General features: G+C 68.8%; 17 protein-coding genes and 1 rRNA gene. 13 read left to right on the top strand and 5 right to left on the bottom strand.

The features are described from left to right. Entirely contained in the window at window positions 1-1,089 is a 1,089-nt protein-coding gene (locus E3O50_RS07250) for a LacI family DNA-binding transcriptional regulator (RefSeq protein ID WP_134560393.1), read from the bottom strand. Between the two features lie 245 nt (window positions 1,090-1,334). Here E3O50_RS07250 and E3O50_RS07245 point away from each other — a divergent pair, with 245 nt between their 5' ends. Further along, window positions 1,335-2,537, top strand: coding sequence for a class I SAM-dependent methyltransferase (locus E3O50_RS07245; protein WP_134560395.1), 1,203 nt, complete (start codon window positions 1,335-1,337; stop codon window positions 2,535-2,537). 79 nt (window positions 2,538-2,616) lie between these two features. Here the strand turns inward: E3O50_RS07245 and E3O50_RS07240 are convergent, their stop codons facing one another. Continuing rightward, the gene (locus E3O50_RS07240; RefSeq protein WP_134560397.1) at window positions 2,617-4,683 is read right to left on the bottom strand and encodes a glucose PTS transporter subunit IIA; all 2,067 of its coding nucleotides are present in this window, start codon (window positions 4,681-4,683) and stop codon (window positions 2,617-2,619) included. A 393-nt stretch (window positions 4,684-5,076) separates the two neighbouring features. Between E3O50_RS07240 and E3O50_RS07235 the strand changes: the two genes are divergently transcribed. The 7 genes from E3O50_RS07235 (at window position 5,077) to E3O50_RS07205 (ending at window position 13,030) form a co-directional block, all read left to right on the top strand. Continuing rightward, window positions 5,077-6,486 carry a DUF6421 family protein gene (locus E3O50_RS07235; RefSeq protein ID WP_134560399.1) on the top strand — a complete coding sequence of 470 codons (1,410 nt, stop codon included), beginning with the start codon at window positions 5,077-5,079 and terminating at the stop codon, window positions 6,484-6,486. A gap of 15 nt (window positions 6,487-6,501) precedes the next feature. Further along, window positions 6,502-7,191: an SDR family NAD(P)-dependent oxidoreductase gene (locus E3O50_RS07230; RefSeq protein WP_134560401.1), complete on the top strand. Its 690-nt coding sequence runs from the start codon at window positions 6,502-6,504 to the stop codon at window positions 7,189-7,191. A 124-nt stretch (window positions 7,192-7,315) separates the two neighbouring features. Next, a complete protein-coding gene (locus tag E3O50_RS07225; RefSeq protein WP_134560403.1) occupies window positions 7,316-8,200 on the top strand; it encodes an ATP-binding cassette domain-containing protein in 885 nt (294 codons plus the stop codon). Further along, window positions 8,197-9,321 carry an ABC transporter permease gene (locus tag E3O50_RS07220; RefSeq protein ID WP_134560405.1) on the top strand — a complete coding sequence of 375 codons (1,125 nt, stop codon included), beginning with the start codon at window positions 8,197-8,199 and terminating at the stop codon, window positions 9,319-9,321. Before E3O50_RS07225 ends, E3O50_RS07220 begins: the two co-directional genes overlap by 4 nt. A 72-nt stretch (window positions 9,322-9,393) precedes the next feature. After that, window positions 9,394-10,518 carry a low specificity L-threonine aldolase gene (locus E3O50_RS07215; protein WP_174774650.1) on the top strand — a complete coding sequence of 375 codons (1,125 nt, stop codon included), beginning with the start codon at window positions 9,394-9,396 and terminating at the stop codon, window positions 10,516-10,518. After that, window positions 10,515-12,215 (top strand): long-chain-fatty-acid--CoA ligase, encoded by a 1,701-nt coding sequence (locus E3O50_RS07210; protein WP_134560409.1) that lies wholly within the window; start codon window positions 10,515-10,517, stop codon window positions 12,213-12,215. Before E3O50_RS07215 ends, E3O50_RS07210 begins: the two co-directional genes overlap by 4 nt. 221 nt (window positions 12,216-12,436) lie before the next feature. Then, on the top strand, window positions 12,437-13,030 hold the full coding sequence (locus tag E3O50_RS07205) for a nitroreductase family protein (RefSeq protein ID WP_134446166.1): 594 nt from the start codon (window positions 12,437-12,439) through the stop codon (window positions 13,028-13,030). A 112-nt stretch (window positions 13,031-13,142) separates the two neighbouring features. On the opposite strand, the gene E3O50_RS07200 is transcribed toward E3O50_RS07205, so the two are convergent. Together E3O50_RS07200 and E3O50_RS07195 are read right to left on the bottom strand one after the other, a co-directional pair. Beyond that, window positions 13,143-14,189, bottom strand: a complete 1,047-nt coding sequence (locus E3O50_RS07200) for a zinc-dependent alcohol dehydrogenase family protein (RefSeq protein ID WP_134446165.1) — start codon at window positions 14,187-14,189, stop codon at window positions 13,143-13,145. Window positions 14,190-14,328: 139 nt separating this feature from the next. Then, the gene (locus E3O50_RS07195; protein WP_134446164.1) at window positions 14,329-16,515 is read right to left on the bottom strand and encodes an AAA family ATPase; all 2,187 of its coding nucleotides are present in this window, start codon (window positions 16,513-16,515) and stop codon (window positions 14,329-14,331) included. A gap of 185 nt (window positions 16,516-16,700) precedes the next feature. Here E3O50_RS07195 and E3O50_RS07190 point away from each other — a divergent pair, with 185 nt between their 5' ends. From E3O50_RS07190 to E3O50_RS07170, 5 genes are all read left to right on the top strand, one after another. Further along, a complete protein-coding gene (locus E3O50_RS07190; RefSeq protein WP_134560411.1) occupies window positions 16,701-18,632 on the top strand; it encodes a primary-amine oxidase in 1,932 nt (643 codons plus the stop codon). 99 nt (window positions 18,633-18,731) lie between these two features. Further along, window positions 18,732-19,640 carry a universal stress protein gene (locus tag E3O50_RS07185; protein WP_166787243.1) on the top strand — a complete coding sequence of 303 codons (909 nt, stop codon included), beginning with the start codon at window positions 18,732-18,734 and terminating at the stop codon, window positions 19,638-19,640. 87 nt (window positions 19,641-19,727) lie between these two features. Beyond that, window positions 19,728-23,135 carry a DEAD/DEAH box helicase gene (locus E3O50_RS07180; RefSeq protein WP_134560413.1) on the top strand — a complete coding sequence of 1,136 codons (3,408 nt, stop codon included), beginning with the start codon at window positions 19,728-19,730 and terminating at the stop codon, window positions 23,133-23,135. 137 nt (window positions 23,136-23,272) lie between these two features. Continuing rightward, window positions 23,273-24,592 (top strand): glycosyltransferase 87 family protein, encoded by a 1,320-nt coding sequence (locus tag E3O50_RS07175; protein WP_166790701.1) that lies wholly within the window; start codon window positions 23,273-23,275, stop codon window positions 24,590-24,592. 134 nt (window positions 24,593-24,726) lie between these two features. Next, window positions 24,727-25,368, top strand: coding sequence for a histidine phosphatase family protein (locus tag E3O50_RS07170; RefSeq protein ID WP_277870862.1), 642 nt, complete (start codon window positions 24,727-24,729; stop codon window positions 25,366-25,368). Window positions 25,369-25,583: 215 nt separating this feature from the next. Here E3O50_RS07170 and rrf read toward each other — a convergent pair. Continuing rightward, window positions 25,584-25,673: ribosomal RNA gene (gene rrf, locus E3O50_RS07165) — 5S ribosomal RNA — on the bottom strand; the annotation flags it as partial.

Genomic DNA, 25,673 nt, shown 5'->3' with positions numbered 1-25,673 from the left:
TCAGTGCGTCCTTACGCTGTTATGACTGGCTGTGGGTGCTGGGGGTACCGCGGGCGGCGTGGGCGGGCGGGGCGGTGTTCCCGGTGTTCCGGCCGGTGCCGACGACGCCCGGACGATCAGTTCGCTCGGCAGCACGACCGAGGCAGGGGTGCCGCCGTCGATGACCTGCAGCAGCAGGTCCACCGCGGTGCGGCCCATATCGGCGACGCTGTGCGAGATGACGCTCAGTGCGGGGTTGAGCAGCGCGAACCACTCGACGTCGTCGAAGGCGACCATGGCGAGGTCGACGCCGAGAAGCACCCCGAGGTCGTGCAGGCTGGCGATGGCGCCGACGGCCATCAGGCTGTCGGCAACGAGCAGGGCGGTCGGCGGCTCGCGGAGGCCCAGCAGGGCGTGCACGCCGGCCGAGCCGCTGGCCGCCTGGTAGTCGCCGAAGTAGACGAGTGAGGGGTCGGCGCTCAGCCCGTTCTCGGTGACGCACCGGGTGAAGGCGGCGAACCGGTCTCGCCCGGTCGAGCTGGCCTGCGGCCCCGAGATATAGCCGATCCGGGTGTGGCCGGCCGCAGCGAGGTGTTCAACGGCCTGGCGGATGCCGGTGGTTCCATCCGTCGTCACGCTCGGCAGGTCCATGCCCGCGATCGTGCGGTCGACGAAGACGGTGGGGATCTCACGGGCGATGAGGGAGCGGATGCTGTCGCTCCCCTCCCCGACGGGGGCGAGGATGATGCCGTCGACCCTCCGCGAGATCAGGGTGTCGAGGTACCGGTCCTGCTGGTCGGCGCGTTCGTTGGCGTTGCCGAGCAGGGTCACGTAGCCGTGCAGGTTGGCCGCCTGTTCGACGGTGTGGGCGAGGTCGGCGAAGAAGGGGTTCCGCACGTCGGAAACCAGGAGGCCCAGGGCGTTCGTCCTGGCTCCGCGCAGCGCGCGGGCCTGGGCGTTCGGCCGGAAGTCGAGTTCCGCCGCGGCCGAGGCGACGCGGGCCCTCGAGGTCGGCGAGGTGGCCGGGTTGCCGGAGAGCACCCGGGAGGCGGTGGCGACGGAGACGCCGGCGAGCGCTGCGACCTCGCGGATCGTGATCGCGTTCATCATGCTCACCTCATTGTGTGATTGGGCCCTGCGTCGTGGAAACGATTCCATGGAATCGTTTCCATACTAGGTGGCTCCCCTCCCGGCTGTCAACACCCCTGCCGCACAACCCCGTTCGCCAGCCCCGTTCCCTTCCGAACGCTGCGATACTCAGGGGAGACCGCCGGCACTCGTCCGGGGGGACGAGTCCCACGCGCACGAGCGTCGGAGGCCCAGCCACCACGTGTCGTGTCACAGGAGCGGACCCCATGTCCCGCACGCCGCTGAAGCCCACCGATCTCACGCATCCGTCGCCCCCGCTCACCGGCTGGCACTCAGAGAACCACTGGCCGGCACCCGAGACCGTCGTGGTCGCCGACGACCGGATGACCGCGGACGCGGCATACCGCCTCGCCAAGTCGGGCACCGGGATGCTGTGGGCCGGCGATTTCCAGAACGCCCGGCAGCTGCTCGGCGCACTCGCCCGCCGCATCGACCACATCGACACCGCGCGCCGCCGCACGCATCCGCCGCGCCGCGGCCCGGCGGCCCTCTTCGAACGGACCAGGGCCGACGCCCACGAGCGCGCCCGGCTGCTCGGCCTCGTGCTCATTCCGCTCGACGCCGACTACACGATCGCCCTGCGGCGCGCGCCCGATGCCCGAGCCGCCTGCCTCGAGACCTACGGCCCGGCCGGCCGTGCCGCGACGGTCACGTCACTGCGCGAGTTGCTCGGCGTGATGGGCGCCCACGAGTGGCGGGTGAGGGGCGTCGTCGTCCCGGCGCTCGGCGGCAGCATCCACGCGCACTACGGCGTCTTCTCGCCCGTTCGCGGAGAATACCTCGACCTCGTGCTCGCCGCGCCGCTCCCCGCGACGGCCTCGACCGGGAGCACGAGCGCGGCAACGGATGCCTCCCGCACCGCCTTCGACATCGGCACCGGCACCGGCGTGATCGCCGCGATCCTCGCCGGCCGTGGCTTCGATCGCGTGATCGGCACGGACACGTCCCCGCGCGCGCTGGCCTGTGCGCGCGAGAACGTTGCGAGGCTCGGCCTCACGACGTCGGTCACGATCGAGGACACCGACCTGTTCCCGTCCGGACTCGCCGACCTGATCGTCTGCAACCCGCCGTGGATCCCCGGAGCCGCCGTCACCGCAACCGACCACGCCGTCTACGATCCGGACGGGCAGATGCTGCAGGGCTTCCTCTCCGGCCTCTCCGGGCATCTCGCACCCGGAGGCGAGGGCTGGCTCGTGCTTTCCGACATCGCCGAGCACCTCGGGCTGCGTTCCAGGGACGCCCTGCTCGACCAGTTCGACGACGCCGGTCTCGAGGTCGTCGCACGCCTCGACACGAAGCCCGTGCACCGGAAGGCCGCCGACGCCGACGACCCGCTGCACGCGGCGAGGGCCGCAGAGGTGACCTCGCTCTGGCGACTGCGCGCGGCATCCGCCCCTGAGCGCTCCTGACAAAAAACACAAGGCGGGCAGAGAATCCTCTGCCCGCATTGTGCGGTGAAACGTGATGCGTATTACCGGGTGACGACCGTTACTTAGCGGCGACCGTCAGGAGCGGGCTTCCGACCTGGACGTGGCCGGAGGCAGCCTGCTCGACGGGCCCGAACTTCCGGGCGTTCGTCACGAGCACCGGGGTGACGAGCGAGTAGCCCGCGTCCTCGATGATCGTGCGGTCGAAGACCACCAGCGGGGTGCCGGCTTCGACGCGGTCGCCGGCGGCGACCTTGACGTCGAAGCCCTTGCCTGCCAGGTTCACGGTGTCGATACCCACGTGGATGAGCAGTTCGACGCCGCTGTCGAGCAGCAGCCCGAAAGCGTGACCGGTCGGCTGGGCGACGAGGACCTTGCCGGCAGCGGGGGCGTAGACGGTGTCCTCTGTCGGGTCGATCCCGACGCCGGGGCCGACGATTCCCTTGCTGAACACGGGGTCAGGGACCTCGGCGAGCGGAACGACGATACCGGCGACCGGCGAACCGATCGTGGCGAGCAGGGTGGCGACGGCGGTGGCCGTTCCGGTGCTGGTCGCAGTGGCGACGCCTGCGCCTGCAGTACCGGCGGCAACCGGTGCTGCGACGGATGCGACGTGTGCGGACTTCTTGCTCGCTTCGGCTTCGTCGGCCGCAACCTGGGCGGCAACTTCCGCCTTCTGTTCCGGCGTCTGGTAGCCGGAGAGGATCACGAGGATCATCGCGGTGAAGAAGGCTGCAGCGATGGCGATCGTGTACAGCGGGATGTTGTCGAACGCGGGGATGGTCAGCAGCGAGGTGAAGACGAATGCGCTGGTCTTGACGCCGCCGCCGAGTCCGATGATGACGCCACCGACGAGGCAACCGATGAGCATGCGCGGGTAGATGCGCTTGAACCGCAAGTGGATTCCGTAGAGGGAGGGTTCGGAAATACCGCCGAGGAGACCGGCAGCGAGAGCGCCCGTCGCGGTCTGCTTCATCAGGCGGTCCTTCTCGCGAATGGCGAGGAAGAGCACACCGGCAGTGGCACCGAAGCACGCGAAGTTCCAGGCGCCCATCGGGCCCTGGATGAAGTCAAACCCGAGGGACTGGATGTTGAGCAGCATGATCGCGTTCAGCGGCCAGTGCAGGCCGAGCGGAACCATGAACGGGTAGGCCAGCGGGATGACGACCGCGAAGATGAACGGCGAGAAATCGTTGATCGACTTGAGGAAGTTACCGAGTCCGGCTCCGCCGTACACACCGATCGGGCCGATCAGGAAGGCGGTCAGCGGGATCATGATGAGCATGCTGATGAACGGCACGAAGATGAGCTGGACGCTGGACGGAATGATCTTCTTCAGGAGCACGGTCAGGGCGGCGAGCACTCCGGCCATCAGCAGCGGCGGGAACACCTGCGAGCTGTAGTCGAACACCGTCAGCGGCAGTCCGAAGATCTGCACGACGGATGCGTGGCCGCCGAAGACGGACTCCGCACCATCGGTCTTCCCCAGGGCGGTGAAGCCCGGGAGCATGACGACGGCCATGATGCCGAAGCCGACCCACGGGTCGGCGCCCATCCGCTTGGAGGCGTTGTATGCAACCATCAGCGGCAGGAAGACGAAGACGCCCTGCCACATCAGGTTCACGAACTGCCACGACGGATCAAGGGTGACGCCGGGCGCGTTCCAGGCCGGAATGACACCGAGGGTCGCCATCAAGGCCATGAAGGTGATGAACAGCGACGCGCCCAGCAGCGCACCGAGGATGGGACGGAACGAGTCGGACAGGACCTCGAAGAACGTGTCGAGGGCGGCGAACTTTCCGCGCGGTCCCTTTGCCTTCCCCGCAGCCTTCATATCGGCGACGGAGTCGCCCTCGCTGGATCCGCCGGAGCTGATCCGCTTCATTTCGGGGAGGGCCATAATTTCGTTGTACACGGTCTCAACCGCGCCACCGATGACGACCTGGTAGCGGTCGCCCGTCTGGGGGACGGCACCGAGGACGGCGGGAATCGCCTCGACGGCCGACTGGTCGATACCGGATGCATCCTTGAGCTGGAAGCGGAGCCGGGTGGCGCAATGGGTGAGACCCACGACGTTTCCGGCACCTCCGATACTTTGAATAATCTCTGCAGCAGGTTTCGACGCCACCTTGGACTCCTTTGGGTGTGGATTAAGAACGTGTGTCTCCGGTGGCACGACTCAGGGCGACCGTGTGGGCCGGCTGAGAAAGTCGTGTGGGTTTTCACACATCATTAGCAACGTACACGATCTTTGTGCACATCTCAGCACCGGTTTTGACCGACGCTTCGAGCGCAGGGAACATGAATCGTTTCAGGATGGACCGAGGGAGATCGCGAGCGCCCGTGGGCGGTACCGGACTGCACTGCGCGGCTTATTCACGCGCGAAACCGGCCGAACACGGCGATTCACTGCGGCAGCCCGCATGAAAACGCCGTCTGTCCCCGGATACGCTGGGGGCTCGCGCAGAGAAGCGCGTACACACCGCCGCGACCGCGGCATTCACGAGGACGGGAGGTTCCCATGTCGAATTACAGTGCAGAAGCATTGGTCGGTGAGCCCGAGGTTCTCGAGGACACGCCGGACCTCGGCACCGCAGTCGGCACAGACGTCGCCACCACCCCGGCGTGGCTGCGACTGAAGGCCGCTGCCACGGCGATGCAGGCCATCCAGGCCAAGGACGGTTCGGTCCCCGAGCCCGCCGACCGGGCGGATGCCGCCGGCCACATCGCCGTGATTCGCTCGGCCATCGAGGAACTCGCCCCGTACTTCGCGCACGACGCCGGCTACCTCGCGGCGCTCGGCCGCGACTTCGCCCGCTGGGCGGCCGAAGACTTCGGCGTGCCCGACTTCTTCGACTCCCTGATGGAGTTCCAGCCGCAGCTGCACCGGACCGATGGGATCCGTCACCTCGTCGTCTTCCCGATGTACACCCAGAACGGCAGCACGAACCGTCTGGTCGAGGCGGTCCTGGTCGAGGTGATCTGGCCGGAGTTCGTCGCCGAACTCGAGCAGGAGTATACGAACAAGCTGTTCGTGCCGATCCGGTTCCTCGATTTCACACCCGGTTACGACACCAATTCGGCCGTGCTCTTCCCCGAGACGGTCGCGATGCGCGAGATCCCGACCTTCACCTGGGGTGCGATCTTCGCCGACCGGGAGGCCGCGCGCTTCCGCAGGGTCGTCGGTGCGGCATCCGCCATCACCCGCCTCGAGCTGCCCACCGAGGCCGCGGCGCTTCTCGACGACCAGCACCTCACCGAGGAAACCTTCGTGATGTGGGACCTCATCCACGACCGCACCCACATGCGCGGAGACCTCCCGTTCGACCCGTTCATGATCAAGCAGCGGATGCCGTTCTTCCTCTACTCCCTCGAGGAACTGCGCTGCGACCTCACCGCCTTCCGCGAGTCGGTCACGATCGCGCGCGACGACAACGCGAGCCCGGAGGCCCGCAGGCATGCGAGCCTCGTGCAGTACGCGGTGATCTTCGACCGGATCTTCCGCTTCGCGATCAGCGGCAGCCGGGTGCGCAACTACGACGGCCTCGGCGGCCAGTTGTTGTTCGCGTGGATGCACCAGCACCACGTGCTGCACTGGACGGACACTGCGCTCAGCCTCGACTGGGACGCCGTCCCCGACGTCGTGATCGCACTCGGCGCCCGGATCGACGAACTCTACTGGGCCTCGATCGACCGGCCGAAGAAGGCGCACTGGCTCGCCGCGTACGCGATGATCGCCGAGACGCTCACGCCGAACCCGGCCTCGGCCTGGGCGCGCGGGCTCCCGCTCGACGTGCTCGCCGGACCTCCGAAGGGGTACACCGACCTCGTGCTCGACGACGAATTCCCGCTTTCGATGTTCTTCGAGGCGCTCGACAAGAAGATGAAGGCCGTCATCGAGTCGACGGCCGGCATCACCGGGCGCGACTAGCCGGGGCGGCCGACGATGACCGAAGCAGCGGATGCCGCCCGCAGGTTCGTCGCCGGCCGCACCGTGCTCGTCGCCGGTGCGACCAGTGTCGCAGGGCTGGCCGTTTCCGCGGCGCTCGCGGCTGCGGGCGCCCGCGTGATCGTCGTCGGGTCGAACCGGCAACGCCTCGACGCGCTCGTCGGGAGCGTCCCCGGCTCGTTCCCCTATGCCTGCGATCTCGCAGACGGTGCGGCCGTCACCAATCTCGCCGAACGTATCCATGCAGACCACGGCATGATCGACGGGCTCATTCACCTCGTCGGCGGCTGGCGCGGCGGCGGCGGTCTCGCCGGCCAGTCGGACGAGGATTGGGCATTCCTGCACCGGAATATCGTGACCACGCTCCGCAACACGAGCCGCGCCTTCAACGCCGACCTGCTCGCGTCGCCGGCCGGTCGCCTCGCCATCGTCTCGTCGGTCTCGGTGGAAGCGCCGGCCCCCGGCGGTGCGAACTACGCGGCGGCGAAGTCGGCGGCGGAAACGTGGACCCGCGCCGTCGGCCACGGCTTCGCGAAGGCGGCCTCACCGAGCGGCCAGACCGCCGCGACCGCGATCTTCGTGGTCCGCGCCCTTGACGGCCTCGAACCCGAGCTCGCCGAACAGGTCGTGTCCCTCTGGGACGTGCCGGCGGCATCCGTCAACAACACGCGCATCCCCCTCGGCTGACCGCGCCACCCGACAGGTGTTGCCGCTGCGGACGACTGCGGCCGGTGTCACGGCCACTATTGTCCGAACCGGCGACAGGTAGCGGAGAGGCGCGCTAGCGTGGGGTCGCATACGGAGGAGGGGCATGCTCTCGATCGAGCACGTCAGTAAGCGGTTCGGCACCCGGCAGGTGCTGACCGACGTGAGCTTCGACATCGCCGACGGCCGACTGACCGGCTTCGTCGGCGCGAACGGCGCAGGCAAGACGACCGCGATGCGGATCATCCTCGGCGTGCTGTCGTCCGACTCCGGCGACGTCCGGCAGGGCGGGGTTCCGCTGACCGCGGATGACCGCCGCCGCTTCGGCTACATGCCCGAGGAACGCGGGCTGTACCCCAAGATGAAGATCGGCGAGCAGCTCGTCTACCTGGCCCGCCTGCACGGGCTGCCCCCGGCATCCGCCCGGCGCAACGCCGCAGAGCTGCTCGAGCGCTTGGGCCTCGGCGAGCGCAGCGGCGACCTTGTAGAATCGCTCTCCCTCGGCAACCAGCAGCGTGCGCAGATCGCGGCGGCCCTCGTGCACGACCCCGAGCTCCTCGTCCTCGACGAACCGTTCTCCGGACTCGACCCGCTCGCGGTCGAGGTCGTGATGGGCGTGCTCGGCAGTTATGCCGCTCGCGGTGTCCCCGTGCTGTTCTCCTCGCACCAGCTCGACATCGTCGAACGCCTCTGCGACGACCTCGTCATCATCGCCGGCGGTGAGATCCGCGCGAACGGCCCCCGCGAGGAACTTCGCGAGCGGCACAGCAGCCCGCGCTTCGAGATCCGCACGGGTGACGACGCCGGCTGGGTCCGCACGGTGCCCGGCGTCGACGTCCTCGAGGTGAGCGGCGGTTTCGCTGTCTTCGAGGCCCAGACGGATGCCGCGAGCCAGGCCGTCCTCCGCCTCGCCCTCGAGCGCGGCCCGGTCCTCGCTTTCAGCCGGCAACGCCCGAGCCTGGCCTCCATCTTCAAGGAGGTCGTGCAGTGAGCACTCCATCGGGAACGGCCGACCGGTATCCGGCGCCGACGCTTCGGCAGAGCGTCTGGCTCGTGGCGACCCGGGAGATCGTGGCCCGGCTCCGCAGCAAGGCCTTCCTGATCTCCACGGGCATCCTGCTGCTCGTCTCGATCGGGTCCGTCGTGGCCGGCGGCATCGCGGGCCAGAACCAGACCCTGCCCAAGGTCGCGGTGGTCGGGTCCGCCGCCGCGCAGGTCGTGCGCCAGGCCGGCACGCTGGCCGCCGTCGAGGCCGACGATGTCGCCGCCGCCGAGGCCCTCGTTCGGGCGGGCACGGTGACCGCCGCGATCGTGCCGGCGGAATCGCAGGCCGGCTACCCGCTGCCCCTGCGGGTGATCGCCCTCTCCGCGACCCCGCTCGAGGTCGTCGGCGTCCTCAGCCTCCGCCCGGAGGTGACCCTTCTGGAACCATCGAAACAGGGCGAGGGCCTCGTCTACCTCGTCGCGATCGGTTTCGGGCTCGTCTTCTTCATGTCGGCGATCACCTTCGGCTCCACGATCGCGCAGAGCGTCGTCGAGGAGAAGCAGACCCGCGTCGTCGAGATCCTGATGACGACCATCCCGGTGCGGGCGCTCCTCGCCGGCAAGGTCGTCGGCAACAGCATCATGGCCTTCGGGCAGATCGTCGCGATCGGCCTGCTCGTCTCTATCGGCATGGCGGTGACCGGCCAGCACGTCCTGCTCGGCGACATCGGCCCGTCGCTCGTCTGGTTCGCGGTGTTCTTCGCGTTCGGGTTCGTGATGCTCGCCTCGCTGTTCGCGGCGACGGCGTCGATGGTGTCCCGGCAGGAGGACGTCGGCTCGGCGACCTCGCCGGTGCTCGTCCTCGTGATGATTCCCTATTTCCTGGTGATCCTGTTCAACGACAACCCCACCGTGCTCGCGATCATGTCCTATATTCCGTTCTCGGCACCCGTCGGAATGCCCATGCGGATCTTCCTCGGCACCGCCGCCTGGTGGGAGCCGCTGCTCTCGCTCGCGATCCTGCTCGCCTCGACCGCCCTCGTGATCCTGATCGGCTCCCGCATCTACGCGAATTCTCTCCTCCGGATGGGGGCACGGGTCACCTTCCGCGAGGCGCTCCGGGGCTGAGCGGATGCGCGGGCGCCGGTCCGCGGGCATATCTCACAGTGGCGGCGGAGCCGGATGCGCAAGGATGGAGGGGTGACTCAACTCCATGACCTTTCCTCGCGCGGTTTCGCCTCGGACAACTACTCCGGGGTGCACCCCGAGATCCTCGAGGCGATCGGCAGGGCCAACGGCGCCCACCAGATCTCCTATGGCGAAGACGTGTACACCGAGCGCCTCCAGGAGGTGTTCGCGCGGCACTTCGGCGAGGGCACAGAGGCCTTCCCCGTCTTCAACGGAACCGGCGCGAACGTGGTCGGCCTGCAGTCGATGCTGCCGCGCTGGGGCGCCGTCATCTGCGCCTCGACCGCGCACATCAACTCGGATGAGGGCGGCGCCCCCGAGAAGGTCGCCGGCATCAAGCTCCTCACCATCGACACCCCCGACGGCAAGCTCACCCCCGCGCTGATCGACCAGCAGGCCTGGGGCTGGGGCGACGAGCACCGCGCCCAGCCGCTCGTCGTCTCGATCACCCAGACCACCGAGCTCGGCACCGCGTACAGCATCGAGGAGGTGCGGGCCATCGCCGACCACGCGCACGCGAACGGCATGACCCTGCACATGGACGGCGCCCGCCTCTCCAATGCGGCCGCAGCGCTCGGCGTCCCGTTCCGCGCGTTCACGCGCGACGCCGGCGTCGACGTGCTGAGCTTCGGCGGCACCAAGAACGGGATGATGTACGGCGAGTGCATCGTCGTGCTCAACCCCGAGGCATCCGCCGGCCTGGTCTACCTGCGCAAGCTCAACATGCAGCTCGCCTCGAAGATGCGGTTCATCTCGGCACAGCTGATCGCGCTGCTCGACGGCGACCTCTGGCTCCGGAACGCCGGCCACGCGAACGCCATGGCCACGAAACTGCGAACCGCCCTCGACGACGGCATCGCGGACGGCTCGATCACAGGCGTCTCCTTCAGCCAGCCCACCCAGTCCAATGCCGTGTTCGCGGTGCTGCCGCCCGGCGTCGCCGACAGCCTGCGGGAGGCGTTCCGTTTCTACGACTGGAACCCGGCGACCGGCGAGGTGCGCTGGATGTGCGGCTTCGACACCGAGGAGGCCGACATCGACGCCTTCGTCGCCGCCCTCAAGGTCGAACTCGGGTCGGCTCGCGCGCTCGCGAGCGACCGGGACACCGTGCAAACCCCCGAACCGGCCGAACGATGAACGCCTTCGCCAACAAGCCCTGGCTCGGCTCGTACGCCCCCGGGGTGCCGAACACCATCCCGGCCCCCTCCGACACCCTCGTCGGCATGATCGAGGCCTCCTGCCGGCTCTACGCCGACGCGATCGCGCTCGACTTCTTCGGCGGCACCACGAGCTACACCCAGCTCGGGGAGCAGATCTCGCGCGTTGCGAACGGGCTGATGCGCCTCGGCGTGAAGCCCGGCGACCGGGTCGCTCTCGTGCTGCCCAACTGCCCCCAGCACGTGGTCGCGTTCTACGCCGTGCTGCGCCTCGGCGCGATCGTCGTCGAGCACAACCCGCTCTACACCGAGCGCGAGCTGCGGCACCAGTTCGAAGACCACGGCGCCCGGGTCGCGATTGTCTGGGACAAGGTCTACGCGACCGTGCGCGACTTCCCGGCCGACCTGGGACTCCGCACCGTCGTCGCCGTCGACCTCACGGATGCGATGCCGCTGGTCAAGCGAATCGCCCTGCGGTTGCCGATCAAGCAGGCCCGGTCCTCGCGAGACGCACTCACCGTCTCCGAGCTGCCGAAGGACGCCATCGAGTGGTCCTCCCTCGTGCGCGCCCGCAAGCTCCGCCACAACCACCCGCGACCGGCCCTCGGCGACACCGCGGTTCTGCAGTACACCAGCGGCACGACCGGCACCCCGAAGGGCGCGATCCTCACCCACTCGAACCTGCGGGCCAACGCGCTCCAGGGCGAGGCGTGGGTGCCCGGTCTCACCCCCGGCCAGGAGGTCTTCTACGCCGTCCTGCCGATGTTCCACGCCTACGGCCTCACCCTCTGCCTCACCTTCGCGATGGCGACAGGGGCCCGGCTCGTGCTGTTCCCGAAGTTCGATGAGAACCTGCTGCTGGACGCCGCGAAGCACACTCCGCCGACCTTCCTTCCCGCGGTTCCGCCGATCTACGACCGGCTGGTCACCGCTGCCGAGAAACGGAACGTGAGCCTGCGGAGCATCCGCTTCTCGATCTCTGGCGCGATGAGCCTGCCCGTCTCGATCGTCGAACGCTGGGAGTCCGCCACCGGCGGGCTCCTCGTCGAGGGGTACGGCATGACCGAGGCCTCGCCGATCGCCGTCGGAAACCCGATCGGCCCGAGCCGCCGCCCAGGTACCGTTGGAGTGCCGTTCCCGAGCACAGAGATCCGCGTCGTCGACCCGAAGGACCCGTCGATCGACCGCGGTGTCGAGGAAGAGGGCGAGTTGCTCGTCCGCGGCCCGCAGGTCTTCTCCGGTTACTGGGACCAGCCGAGCGAGACCGCCAAGGTGCTCCTCGAGGGCGGCTGGCTCCGCACCGGCGACATCGTGCGCGTCTCCGCCGACGGCTTCGTCACCATCGTCGACCGCATCAAGGAACTCATCATCACGGGCGGGTTCAACGTGTCGCCGTCCGAGGTCGAAGCCGCTCTGCTCTCACACCCCGACGTCGCCGACGCCGCCGTCGTGGGCATCGCGAGCAAGAACGGCGGCGAGGACGTCGTCGCCGCGATCGTGCTCACCGACGGCGCCGCGCTCGACGTCGACGCCCTGCGTGAGTACTGCCGCACCCGGCTCTCGGCGTACAAGGTGCCGCGGCGCATCGTCGAGGTCGAGGAGCTCCCCCGCTCGATGATGGGCAAGGTGCTGCGCCGCCAGGTGCGGGACAACCTCATCGCCGCCACCCCCGCCTAACGCCCGCCCCACCCGCCACCCGGCCCGGCCCAACCCGCGAAAGCGGGTGAATCGTCGTTATCCCGCGCTGAGACCGACGATTCACCCGCTTTCGCGACACAAAGCGACACACGGCCGCGCAGTATGCGTGTGCATGGAATAACGACGCGGCGCGCGCGCGTTGAGGAGAGCGGGTCAACGTTGCCCCGGACACCCACACGCTCCAGACGAAAGACGGGCACATGACCCTCATCACCGACACCCTCAGCCGCGCCGCCGACACGACGTCGCCCCTTCTCCCCGCGCTCTCCGGACGATGGAGCCCGCGCGGCTTCGACCCGACCGCGGTCATCGACGAGACGACCCTCACCACGCTTCTCGAGGCCGCCCGCTGGGCCCCGTCCGCGAGCAACATCCAGCCGGCCCGCTTCATCGTCGCGCGCCGCGGCACCGCGAGCTTCGCCAAGGTATACGAGGGCCTGATGGGCTTCAACAAGTCCTGGGCGGATGCCGCGTCCGTGCTCATCGTGAACATCGCGCATCTGCCGATCGACGAGACCCGCGAGAACCCGTGGGCCCGCTACGACCTCGGCCAGGCGGTCGCGCACCTCACCATCCAGGCCCAGGAAGAGGGGCTGTACACCCACCAGCTCGGCGGCATCGACGGCGCGGCGATCGCCGAGGCCTTCGGCCTCACGTCCGACCTCGCCGTCGTCTCGGTGACCGTCCTCGGTGTCCTCGGTGACGTCGACGCCCTCTCCCCCGAGCTCTACGCCCGTGAGATCGCGCCGCGCACCCGCAAGCCCCTCACCGAGCTCCTGCTCGCCAACGACTGACCCACCCCGCTTCCCCCGCGAGAGTACGAAAAAGGCCCCTTCACGCGAAGCGAAGGGGCCTTTTTCGTACTCTCGCGGCCAGGAAGGCTGCGAGCGGCGGGTTCCGGGCGGGTTAGGGGCGGAGGAGGACCTTGATCGCGCGGCGCTCGTCCATCGCGGCGTACGCCTCGGCGACGTCGGCGAGCGGCAGCTCCAGGTCGAAGACACGGCCCGGGTTGATCGCCCCGGAGAGCACCTCCGGCAGCAGTTCCTCGATGTAGCCGCGCACGGATGCGACACCGCCGTTGATCCCGACATTGCGGCCGAAGAGGGGCTGCATGGCAATCGGGCCACCGGTGGGCACGCCCACGTAACCGACCATTCCGCCGGGTCGGGCCGATGCGACAGCTTGCTCCATCGATTCCTTGGTTCCGACGCACTCGAGCACGAAGTCCGCGCCGATGCCGTCGAACATCTCGTGGATCTTCGCGACGCCCTCGGCGCCACGCTCCTCGACGATGTCAGTCGCGCCGAATTCGCGCGCGACGACCTGCCGCGAGGCGTGCCGGGACATAGCGACGATCCGTGAGGCCCCGAGGCGCTTCGCGGCGAGGATCGCACACAGGCCCACGGCGCCGTCACCCACGACGACGACGGTGCTGCCCGGGGTCACTCCCGCGGAGACCGCGGCGTGGTGCCCGGTGCCCATCACATCTGCGAGGGTCAGCAGGCCCGGGATCTGGGCATCCGTCGGCTGGGACGGTGTCGCGACGAGGGAACCGTCCGCGTGCGGCACGCGGACGCGCTCGCCCTGGGCGCCGTCGGCGAAGCCGCCGAGCCGGTCGTCAGCACCCCACCAGCCGCCGTGCAGGCAGGAGGTGCTCACGCCGTTCCGGCAGTTGATACACGTGTTGTCGCAGTCGTAGAACGGCGCGATGACGAAGTCGCCGACCTTGATCGTGGTGACGTCTGCGCCGATCTCCTCGACAACGCCGACGAATTCGTGGCCGATCCGGTGCGGCTCCTTGGTCGGCTGCACGCCGCGGTACGGCCACAGGTCGGAGCCGCACACGCAGGCTGCGACGACGCGCACGATCGCGTCACCGCCGGTCGAGAGAATCGGGTCGGGTACTTCTTCGAGGCGGATGTCCCGCTCGCCATAGATCACAGTTGCACGCATGCTCCGAGCCTAGTTCCCGACCTCGCCGGCACCCCGTCGCCCAGCCCCCGTTCCGCTGACCGCGAAAGCGGGTGAATCGTCGGTTTCAGGGCGCGAAAACGACGCCTCACCCGCTCTCGCGATGATACGGGCCGGCGCTCTAGAGGTCGGCCTCGTCGAGCGGATGCGGCGGCACCGGCACAGCGGGCGCAGGCGCGACCGTGAGGGAGTCGCCATCGGCCGCGAGGTCCACGAGCACGGTGTCACCGTCGCGCACCTTGCCGGAGAGGATCGCGGTCGCGAGCCGGTCGTCGATCTCGGTCTGCATGAGCCGCCGCAGTGGGCGGGCGCCGTACATCGGGTCGTAGCCGCGTTCGGAGAGCCAGGTGCGCGCCCGCGGCGTCACGGCCAGCTCGAGGCGGCGCTCCACGAGGCGCTTCTCGAGCCGGTCGATCATGAGCTCCACGATCTGGCCGAGGTCCTCCATCGACAGCGACTGGAAGACGACGATGTCGTCGAGCCGGTTCACGAATTCCGGCTTGAAGGTCTGCCGCACGAGCAGCTGCACGGCTTCCTCCTTTTGCTCGGTGCTGAGCGTCGGGTCGATCAGGAACGCCGAGCCGAGGTTCGACGTCAGCACGAGGATGGTGTTGCGGAAGTCGACGGTGCGGCCCTGGCCGTCGGTGAGGCGCCCGTCGTCGAGCACCTGCAGCAGCACGTCGAAGATCTCGGGATGCGCCTTCTCGACCTCGTCGAACAGGATCACCGAATACGGGCGCCGGCGCACCGCCTCGGTGAGCTGCCCGCCCTGCTCGTAGCCGACGTAGCCGGGAGGCGCCCCGACCAGGCGGGACACCGAGAACTTCTCGCCGTACTCGCTCATGTCGATGCGGATCATGGCCTTCTCGTCGTCGAAGAGGAACTCGGCGAGCGCCTTGGCGAGCTCGGTCTTGCCCACGCCTGTCGGTCCGAGGAACAGGAACGAGCCGGTCGGCCGGTCGGGGTCGGAGATGCCGGCCCGGCTGCGGCGCACCGCGTCTGCGACCGCGCGCACGGCGCGCTTCTGGCCGATCAGCCGGTGCGCGAGCTCGCCCTCGAGGTTGAGCAGCTTCTCGGTCTCGCCCTGGAGCAGGCGACCGACGGGAATACCCGTCCACATCGCGACGACGGCGGCGATGTCCTCCGCGGTGACCTGGTCGTTGACCATCCGCGGTCCGTCGGACTCTGCCTGCTCGGCGGCGGCGAGTTCGCGTTCCATCACGGGGATGTCGCCGTAGAGCAGCCGGGAGGCGCGTTCGAGGTTGCCCTCGCGCTGGGCCCGCTCCGATTCACTCCGCGCGGTGTCGAGTCGGGTCTTGAGCTCGCCGACCCGGTTGAGCGAGGCGCGTTCCTTGTCCCACCGGGCCTGCAGTCCCTTCAGGGTGTCCTCACGTTCGAGCAGGTCGGCCCGCAGCTTCTCGAGCCTCTGGCGGGAGGCGTCGTCCTTCTCCTTCTTGAGGGCCAGCTCCTCGAGCTTGAGCCGGTCGACGCTGCGGCGCAGCTCGTCGATCTCGACGGGGGCGGAATCGATCTCCATCCGCAACCGGCTCGCGGCCTCGTCGATCAGGTCGATGGCCTTGTCCGGCAGCTGACGGGCGGTGATGTACCGGTTCGAGAGGGACGCGGCCGCGACGAGAGCGGCATCCGCGATCGACACCTTGTGGTGCGCCTCGTAGCGCTCCTTGAGGCCGCGCAGGATCGCGACCGTGTCCTCCACGCTCGGCTCGTCGACGAGCACCGGCTGGAAGCGCCGCTCGAGGGCGGCGTCCTTCTCGATGAACTCGCGGTATTCGTTGAGCGTCGTCGCTCCGATCAGGCGCAGTTCGCCGCGGGCGAGCATCGGCTTGAGCATGTTGGATGCCGCGACAGAGCCCTCCCCGCCGCCCGCACCCATCAGGGTGTGCAGTTCGTCGACGAAGGTGATGATCTGACCCTCGGCGTCGTTGATCTCCTTGAGCACGGCCTTCAGCCGCTCCTCGAACTCGCCGCGGTACTTCGCCCCGGCCACGAGGGCGGCGAGGTCGAGCGCCACGAGCTGCTTGCCCTTGAGCGAGTCGGCCACGTCGCCGGCCACGATCCGCTGGGCGAGACCCTCGACAACGGCGGTCTTCCCGACACCGGGTTCGCCGATCAGCACCGGGTTGTTCTTGGTGCGGCGGGTGAGCACCTGGCTCACGCGGCGAATCTCGGCGTCCCGCCCGATCACGGGGTCGAGCTTGCCGCTCTTCGCGATCTCGGTGAGGTTCACGCCGTACTTCTCGAGCGCAGACTTCGCCTCTTCCTGGGGCGGCTGCTGGCCTGCTTGCATGGGAAGTTCCTCTCTCTCGTGCGACAGCCCGCCGACAAACAAAGCTGAGTCGCGTCGACTCAAGTTTAGAGGCTGGCGACGCTCGGCGCCAGCACTCGCGTCCGGCGGTACCGGTGCCATAATGACCGCAAACGGCGGCAGGCGACAGCGCCGCCGAGACACGCCTTCGATGATGAGGAGCCCCGATGACCTTCCATCCCCTCGACCCACTGACGGCCGATGAGTTCACCGCGGCCGCAGCCATCGTCGGCCGCGAGCGCGGTGTCGGACCGGGCTGGCGCTTCGCCTCGATCGAACTCGTCGAGCCGGGCCGGCACGCCAGGTCCGCCTTCGATCGTGCCGGTGCGGTGCCCGAGCGCCTCGCCCGGCTCGTCGTGCTGAACCGGGCCGAGAACAGCACCTGGGTGGCGGTCGTCTCCCTCAGCGCAGACGCCCTGCTCGACTGGACCACGGTGCCGGGCGTGCAGGCCAACTTCACGGTCGACGAGTGGGACGAAGCGGATGCGGCTCTCCGCGCGCACCCTGACGTCGTCGCCGCCCTCGCCCGCCGGGACATCACCGATCTCGACAACGTCTTCATCGACACCTGGACCTACGGTGACGCCGTCATCCCTGAGCGATTCCGGGGCAGGAGGATCGGCTGGTCCGACGTCTGGGTGCGCGCGGAGGCGGGCGCCAACCCCTATGCCGGACCGGTGAGCGGACTGCACTTCGTGATCGACGTCAACACGATGGAACTCCTCGACGTCGAGGACTCGTTCGCGGTCGACCGCCCGGCCGTGATGGGCGAATACGTGCCGCATCTCATCCCTCCTCGCATCCGCGACCTGAGCCGGCGGCCTCCGCTGAGGCCGCTCGATATCGTGCAGGCAGAGGGGCCGAGCTTCACCGTCACCGGCCACCGGGTCGAGTGGCAGAACTGGTCGCTCCGGGTCGGCTTCAACTACCGGGAGGGCATGACGCTGCACGAGGTGAGCTACCGGGACGGCGAGCGCGTCCGCCCGATCGCCAACCGGCTCTCCTTCGCCGAAATGGTCGTGCCCTACCGGGATCCGAGCGTCGATCATTTCCGTCGCACGGCTTTCGATATCGGCGAGTGGGGCCTGGGCTTCATGACGACCTCACTCGAACTGGGCTGCGATTGCCTCGGCGAGATCCGCTACCTCGACGCCGTGCTGCACAACAGCGCCGGCGAACCGTACTCGATTCCCAACGCCATCTGCATCCACGAAGAGGACAACGCCGTGCTCTGGAAGCACGTCGACCACGATGGCGGATCGGAGGTACGGCGGATGCGTCGCCTCGTCGTCTCCTTCCACGTCACCGTCGCGAACTACGAATACCTCGTCTACTGGCGCTTCTACCAGGACGGCAATATGGAGTGCGAGGTGCGCGCGACCGGGATCATGGTCGTCACGAGCCTCGACGCGGGCCACCCGCATCCGAACGGCACCCTTGTGGACACCCGCACATACGCCCCCTTCCACCAGCACTTCATCGTCGCCCGGATGGACCTCGACATCGACGGGACCGAGAACACGGTGTTCCGCTCCGAGACGCGCGTCGAGCCGATCGACGAAGCGAATCCGCTCGGCCTCGCCCTCACCCAGCGGAGCACGCCCATCGAGACCGAGGGCTTCGACGACTACGACTGGGCGACCCAACGCAGCTGGAAGGTCGTGAACGAGGCGACGTTGAACGGGCTCGGCACCCCGGTGTCGTACAAGCTCGTTCCGGGCGGCGCCATTCCCTCGTTCTTCGACCCCTCCTCGCCGGTGTTCCAGCGCGCCCAGGTGATCGGGCACACGGTGTGGGTCACCCCCGGAGACGAGACGCAGCGCTGGCCCTGCGGCGAGTTCGTCAACCAGAGCGCGGTCGACCACGGCCTGCCCGAGTGGACCCGCGCCGGGCGGCCGGTGCGGAACACCGACATCGTGCTCTGGTACGTCTTCGGCATCCACCACATCACCCGCCCGGAGGAGTGGCCCGTCATGCCGGCCGACACCGTGTCATTCTGGCTCAAGCCGGTCGGCTTCTTCGACCGCAACCCCTCCCTCGACGTGCAGCCGGGTGCCGCAGGACACGCGCACGGACATGAGCATCACGACCAGCACTGACCAGCACTGACCAGCGTTGAGCAGCACCGAGCAGCACCGGCCACGAAGCGCACAGACCAGCCCCACCGACATTTCACCGAGAACCCAGGGAGATCCAGCGTGACCAGGACAGCGAACTACGTCGTCGCCTACGAAGCGACCGATCGCGGCAATGATGCCATCGAACTCGGGGTCGCCCTCGCCCGGCTGACCGGAGCCGAGCTGCGGCTGTGCCTCGTGCTGCCGCACTCCACTATCGCGCCCTCCCGGCTGCGCGCCTCCGGCTCCGACTTCGAGGCGCTCCTCGAACAGCAGGGCCTCGAGTGGCTCGCCGGCGCCGCGGCGAGAGTGCCGGCCGACGTCGTGGCCACGACGCACCTGATCTGGGCGGATGCGACCTCCGACGGGCTGCTGAGGGCCGTCACGGAATTCGACTCCGACCGGATCGTCGTCGGAGCCTCACGCCACGGCATCCGCGGTCGCTACACGATCGGCAGTGTCGCAAACGCCCTCCTGCACGCCTCGCCCGTACCCGTCGCCCTCGCGCCGCACGGGTACCTCGCCCCGGCGCAGATCTCCCGGATCACCTGCGCGATCGGAACCCGGCCCGGCTGGTCGACTCTCCTCGATTCGCTGCTGGCGTTCACGGAGGGCCTCAGCGTTGACGTGCGCTTCCTCACCCTCGTCGAGGTCGACTCCCGGCGCGCCCAGCACGGCGAGTCGACGCCCGCTGTCGAGGCGGCCCGGACCGCAGAGAGCACGGCGCATCTCGAATCGGTGCTCGAGTATTACTCGACGCGATCGTCTGCTCCGGGCGCCATCACGACCGAGGTCGCCGTCGGCGAGAACGTGGAGTCCGCGGTGGAGGCCATCGAGTGGCGAACGGACGAAGTCGCCTTCGTCGGTTCGAGCCGCCTCGCCCAGCCGACCACGATCTTCCTCGGCATCACCGCCCACCGGATGCTCAACGCCCTTCCGGTGCCGCTCGTCGTCGTCCCCACCGGCGCCGCCGCCCGCCTCGCCCGCTGAGCGGCAGCGGAGGCCGCCGCCGCCTCCGCTGCCGGCCACACCGTGGGAGAATGGGGTTCGACCTTCTAAGGAACCCTCTTCCCCCTTATGGCTCACTCTCTCAGCTCACACGAGATCGCCCTCCTCGTCGGAAGCCAGGCCTTTTCGCGCGGTGAACGTTATGCACGCAACGGCCACGTCCTGTCCGAAGTCTGGGACGACTCGGGCACCAGGCTCATCGGAAAGGTCCGGGGCACCGGACGCACGCCGTACACGGTGACCATCTCGTTCATCCTGAATCCCGCCGGTGTCGCGGTGCGCGCGACCGGGCTCTGCACCTGCCCGATGCGGAGCAACTGCAAGCATGTCGCCGCCTTGCTCGTCACGAGCCGGAACGGCGGGAATCCGGGCTCGATCGAGGCCGACGAGGCCGACGTCGACCGCTTCCGCAGGCGGTCCGCGCCGCCGGCCCTGTATGCAGTCCAGTCCCCCGCAGCAGCATCCGCAGCGCCCGCCCCGACCGTCCCGCGCTGGCGCAGCGCGCTCGGCGGCCTGCCCACACCCGGAGAGACGGCCGCGCGGATAGGGACGGAACTCGCGTTGCAGTTCCAGGTGCTCGCCCCGGTCAACTCCCGGTTCCAGTCCGGTGGACGGCACCTCGCCGCCCGGCCGATGCTGCTCGGCAAGCAGGGCCGCTGGATCCGCGGCGCCCTGACCTGGGACAACATCGCCCAGACCGCAGGCACCGCCCAGCGCGCCCAACGGCGGGTGCTCTCCGCGCTCTACGCCCTGCACCTCGCCGGACGCCCGTACTACGGCTCGGCGACGCAGTGGATCCAGCTCGACGACTTCCCGGACCGGGCGCTCTGGGGCCTGCTCGAGGAGGCGACGGCCGCCGGCATCCCGCTCATCTCCACCTCGGGCGCCCAGGATCCCGTGCGCATCGCCGATCGTCCCGCATCACTCGAGCTCGACATCCGCCGCACACCCGGCGGCCTCGCGCTCACCCCCACCGTCGTACTCGACGAGCACCGGCTGCCCGGCGGCCGGTTCGGTTTCACGGGCGACCCGGCGCACGGCATCTACACCTGGCAGGATGCCCCGGCCGGGGACCCGACCGGAGGCAGGCTCACCCTCGCGCCGCTCGCTGTCGAGGTCAGCAGGGAGCTGCGGAACCTCGCCGCCACCGGCCAGTCCATCGACGTGCCCACCGCCGACGAGCCCGACTTCCTCGCCGAGTTCTACCCGTACCTCCGCGACCGTGCGCGCGTCACGAGCCGCGACGACTCGTTCGAGCTGCCCGAAAGCCCGCGCCCCGAGCTCACGCTCACGATCAGCCACCAGGCGGATGCGCGCATCGCTCTGAACTGGGCGTGGCGCTACCAGGCGGGCCCGGCCGCCACCAGCACCGGCACCAGCACCAGCACCGAAACCCCAGCAGGGGAATACGACCTCGAACTGCGGCCGGCTCCGGGAGAGCACCGCTACCGGGACTCCGCCGCCGAGGCACGGATCCTCCGCTCCGTCGACGAACTGCTCGCACCCCTCACCGAGCTCGCCCCGCGGCGCGGCGGGGTGCCCCGGCTGTCCGGGCACTCCGAACTCACCGGCGCCGGCATGATCGACTTCCTCGAGGGGGTCGTGCCGCGGCTCGAAGTACTCCCCGACGTCGTCGTCGTGCAGAGCGGCGTCGTGGTCGACTACCGGGCGGCGGACACCGCCCCGGTGATCAGCGTCGGCACGAGCGAGCGCCTCGACGACCGGGACTGGTTCAATCTCGCGGTGTCCGTCTCGATCGACGGAGAGGACGTGCCCTTCGACGTGCTGTTCCGGGCCCTCGCGACCGGCCAGGACATCCTCATCCTCCCGAGCGGCACGTACTTCAGCCTCGACCGGCCCGAACTGCACACCCTGCGCCGCCTGATCGAGGAAGCCCGCAGCCTGCAGGAACCATCCGCGACCTCCCTCGGCATCAGCCCCTTCCAGGCCGACCTCTGGGAGGAACTGCAGGAACTCGGCGTCGTGACAAGCCAGGCCGCCGGCTGGCGCGACATCGTCGCCGGGCTCACCGACGTGGAACGGGTACCGACGCTCCCGCTGCCGGACGGCGTGCACGCGACACTCCGCAGTTACCAGCAGTCCGGCTTCGAATGGCTCGGCTTCCTTCACGACCACCGGCTCGGCGGGATCCTGGCCGACGACATGGGGCTCGGTAAGACCCTGCAGGCGATCGCCCTGATCAGCCGCGCGGTGGCCGCACGCGACAGCGACGCACCCGCGCACCCGTTCCTCGTCGTCGCTCCCACGAGCGTCGTCTCGAACTGGGCTGCGGAGTGCGCGAGATTCGCGCCGGGCCTGCGCGTCGCATCCGTCACGGAGACCTCGCGCAAACGGGCGACGGGCATCGCAGCCCTCCATGCCGAAGCGGATGTCGTGATCACCTCGTACACGCTGTTCCGCCTCGACTTCGACGAGTACAACGCGGTGCCGTGGGCCGGTCTCCTGCTCGACGAGGCCCAGTTCGTGAAGAACCGCGCATCCAGGGCCTACCAATGCGCCCGGCGCCTCGACACACCGTTCAAGCTCGCGATCACCGGCACCCCGCTCGAGAACAATCTGATGGAGTTCTGGTCGCTGCTGTCGATCACTGCGCCCGGCCTGTTCCCGAGCCCCACCCGCTTCGCGGACTACTACCAGAAGCCCATCGAACGGGATGCGAACGACGAACGGCTCGCCCAGCTGCGCCGCCGCATCCGCCCGTTCATGCTGCGCCGCACCAAGGAGGAGGTCGCCGGTGACCTGCCGAGCAAGCAGGAGCAGGTGCTCGAGCTCACCCTGAACCCCCGGCACCGGGCCGTCTACGACACCCACCTGGCCCGGGAACGGCAGAAGGTGCTCGGCCTGATCGAGAACCTGAACGCGAACCGTTTCGAGATCTTCCGATCCCTCACGATGCTCCGCCAGCTCAGCCTCGACGCGGGCCTCTACGACGCCAAGTACGACGGGATCCCCTCAACCAAGCTCGACGCGCTCCTCGAACTGCTCGAAGACATCGTCGCCGGCGGGCACCGCACCCTCATTTTCAGCCAGTTCACCCAGTACCTCGGCCGGGCCCGCAACCGGCTCGAAGCCGCCGGCATCAGCTACTCCTACCTCGACGGCAAGACCCGCAACCGGGCTGCGGTGATCGACGAGTTCAAGACCGGTACCAATTCGGTGTTCCTGATCAGCCTCAAGGCCGGAGGCTTCGGGCTCAACCTGACCGAGGCCGACTACGCCATCCTGCTCGACCCCTGGTGGAACCCCGCGACCGAGGCGCAGGCCGTCGACCGGATGCACCGGATCGGCCAGACCAAGAATGTGTTCGTCTACCGGCTCGTCGCGAAGAACACGATCGAGGAGAAGGTCATGGCGCTCAAGGCCACCAAGGCACGCCTCTTCGACAGCGTGCTCTCCGCCGACGGCGCCAGGGGAACCGCGCTCACGGCCGCGGACATCCGCGAACTGCTCGCCTGACCGCCATCAGGCTGTGAGCTCTCTCAGCAGGAACGGCCGGTAACCGGGCAGAACTGTCTTGCAACCCAGCGCACAAACCTATAATTTGGATGAAGTCTGCCCTCCCGGGCTTTTGGCCGTCTGCAGAGGTGAGTGAAATGTCCTACATTCTTGACCAGGTCGACCACCGGGTCCGACGCGTTCTCACGCCCGCCCGCCGCCTGTGGCTGGAAACCCCCCGCACCCTCGTGATCGGCTTCATCGCCATCCACGTCGTCTTCCTCCTGGCCCTCCTCCCCGCGATCCTGACCGGCAATGTCCTCGGCGACCTGCCCCTCTACCGCACCTGGGCCCAGCAGGGCCTCGTGCACCACGTCTGGATGGGCATCAACGTCGAGTGGGTCTACCCGATCGGCGCCCTGTTCCCGATCGTGTTCGCCGGCCTCGGCGGTCCGCTGTTGTACCAGCTGATGTGGTTCCTGATGACGGCCGCGCTGAACGCCCTGGCCGTCATGGTGCTCACGGATGCCGGCCGCAAGATCAGCGGCTACCGTTCCGCCTGGTTCTTCCTCGTGATCAGCTTCGTCCTGAGCCCCGTCGGCCTGCTCCGGCTCGAGGGCCTCACCGCCCCGCTCGTGATCATGGGTCTCGTCCTGCTCGCCCGTCGCCCGATCGTGGCCACAGCACTGCTCACCATCGCCACCTGGGTGAAGGTCTGGCCGGCGGCCGTCGTTGTCGCCGTCGTTGTCGCGTCCCGGCGTCGCATCACGGTGATCCTCACGGGCATCGCGGTCACGGCCGGCGTCGTCGGCACTGTCTTCGCTCTCGGCGGACTCAAGTACATCACCGGCTTCGTCACGATGCAGTCCGACCGGGCTATGCAGCTCGAAGCGCCGATCACGACCCCCTGGGTCTGGCTCGCCGCCCTCGGCCACCCGAACACGTTCATCTACCAGAACTACGCGATCGCCACCCGCGAGGTCAGCGGACCCGGCACAACGCTCGTCGCCTCCCTGATGAATCCGCTGATGTTCATCGCCATGGGGGCGATCGTCACGCTCATGCTGGTCGCGTTGCGCCGTCACCACGACGTCTCGCAGCTCCTGCTCGTCGGGTCGCTCGCGCTCGTCGGCGCCTTCATCATCTTCAACAAGGTCGGGTCCCCTCAGTACATGCTGTGGCTCGCGCCCGTCGTCATCGTCGGAGTCAGCCACAGCTGGCACGCCTGGCGCGCGCCGGCGTACATGATGGTCGCCATCGGCGTTCTGACCACGCTGATCTTCCCGGTGTTCTACATGCCCCTCGTCAACGGCGACCTGTCGGCGCTCGTGCTGCTGACGGCGCGCAACGGCCTCCTGATCGTGATGTTCGGCTGGTCTCTCGTCACGCTGTGGCGCATGGTCGTGGCTCCCGTCACCTCGCCCGCACTGCTCTCCCGCCGCCTGGCCGCGAGCAACTCGCGTAGCGTCGCCGCCTGACCCGGCGTCAACCCGCGCAGTCTCCACCCGCCCAGAGCCGGGCGTAGCCCTGCCGTGCGTCGCAGGCGTTCGGGCAGGGTCCGGGCCGCCTGGGCGATTCCCGGTTGGGTCCCCGGCCGGGGGACAATGGAGTAGTGACTTCACCAACGACCTTCGCCCTTATCCGCCACGGCCAGACCGACTGGAATGCCGCCATGCGGATCCAGGGTCTGTCGGACATCCCGCTGAACGACACCGGGCGCGCGCAGGCCGCCGAGGCGGTCGGCCACCTGGCGGACTACGACTGGGACTTCATTGTTTCCTCGACCCTGTCCCGGGCCGCGGAAACCGCCGACCTCATTGCGGACGGCCTCGGCCTCACGGTGACCCGCCGCATCCCGGAGATCGTGGAACGCAACTACGGTCCCGCAGAGGGCCTGAGCGCCGGCCCTGAGCTCGACGCCCTGCGCATCGATGGCGGTCCGACCGGCAACGGCGGCTTCATCGGCGCGGAGTCCGAAGCGGATGTCGCCGCGCGCGGCCTCGAGGCCTTGCGTGAGCTCGCCGTGGCGCACCCCGGGGCCCGGATCATCGTCGTCTCCCACGGCACGCTGATCCGCCTGACCCTGATGAAGGCCCTCGGCGAGTTCGTCGGCACAATCACCAACGCGGCCCTGAACGTCGCCAGCCTGGACGACACCGACTGGTCGCTCCAGGTACTCAACGGCGAGGTCCTGACGGCAACAGACGACCTCGACAACGACCTGGACGCACTCGACGCCGTCCCCGCCCGCTGACCCCTGACCGCTCCCGCTGACCTCCGCGGGTTGCGCGCCAGTTGCGCCGTTACGCGCCACGCGTGCCTGGGGCGTAGCGGCGCTGGTGTCGCGCGGGGCCAGTGCAGGGCGGGCCGGCCGGCTGGCTGGCTGGCTGGCTGGCTGGTGGTTGCGGTGTGTGGGTTAAAGCAGAAAAGCCACCCCGTGGGGTGGCTTTTCTGGTGTTTCTAAGTTAAGTCCGGCGGTGTCCTACTCTCCCACAGGGTCCCCCCTGCAGTACCATCGGCGCTGAGAGTCTTAGCTTCCGGGTTCGGAATGTGACCGGG

The sequence above is a fragment of the Cryobacterium sp. MDB1-18-1 genome (genome assembly GCF_004402735.1).
Lineage (GTDB): Bacteria > Actinomycetota > Actinomycetes > Actinomycetales > Microbacteriaceae > Cryobacterium > Cryobacterium glucosi.
Note: the sequence above shows the minus strand (reverse complement) of the source record. Positions and strands in the feature narration are given on the sequence as shown.

Bases quoted from the DNA above. Each gene is read 5' to 3' on its own strand.
- E3O50_RS07175 (WP_166790701.1), top strand. From the start codon at position 23,273: ATGTCCTACATTCTTGACCAGGTCGACCACCGGGTCCGACGCGTTCTC.
- E3O50_RS07210 (WP_134560409.1), top strand. From the start codon at position 10,515: ATGAACGCCTTCGCCAACAAGCCCTGGCTCGGCTCGTACGCCCCCGGG.
- E3O50_RS07195 (WP_134446164.1), bottom strand. From the start codon at position 16,515: ATGCAAGCAGGCCAGCAGCCGCCCCAGGAAGAGGCGAAGTCTGCGCTC.
- E3O50_RS07180 (WP_134560413.1), top strand. From the start codon at position 19,728: ATGGCTCACTCTCTCAGCTCACACGAGATCGCCCTCCTCGTCGGAAGC.
- E3O50_RS07245 (WP_134560395.1), top strand. From the start codon at position 1,335: ATGTCCCGCACGCCGCTGAAGCCCACCGATCTCACGCATCCGTCGCCC.
- E3O50_RS07230 (WP_134560401.1), top strand. From the start codon at position 6,502: ATGACCGAAGCAGCGGATGCCGCCCGCAGGTTCGTCGCCGGCCGCACC.
- E3O50_RS07205 (WP_134446166.1), top strand. From the start codon at position 12,437: ATGACCCTCATCACCGACACCCTCAGCCGCGCCGCCGACACGACGTCG.
- E3O50_RS07235 (WP_134560399.1), top strand. From the start codon at position 5,077: ATGTCGAATTACAGTGCAGAAGCATTGGTCGGTGAGCCCGAGGTTCTC.
- E3O50_RS07190 (WP_134560411.1), top strand. From the start codon at position 16,701: ATGACCTTCCATCCCCTCGACCCACTGACGGCCGATGAGTTCACCGCG.
- E3O50_RS07250 (WP_134560393.1), bottom strand. From the start codon at position 1,089: ATGATGAACGCGATCACGATCCGCGAGGTCGCAGCGCTCGCCGGCGTC.
- E3O50_RS07200 (WP_134446165.1), bottom strand. From the start codon at position 14,189: ATGCGTGCAACTGTGATCTATGGCGAGCGGGACATCCGCCTCGAAGAA.
- E3O50_RS07225 (WP_134560403.1), top strand. From the start codon at position 7,316: ATGCTCTCGATCGAGCACGTCAGTAAGCGGTTCGGCACCCGGCAGGTG.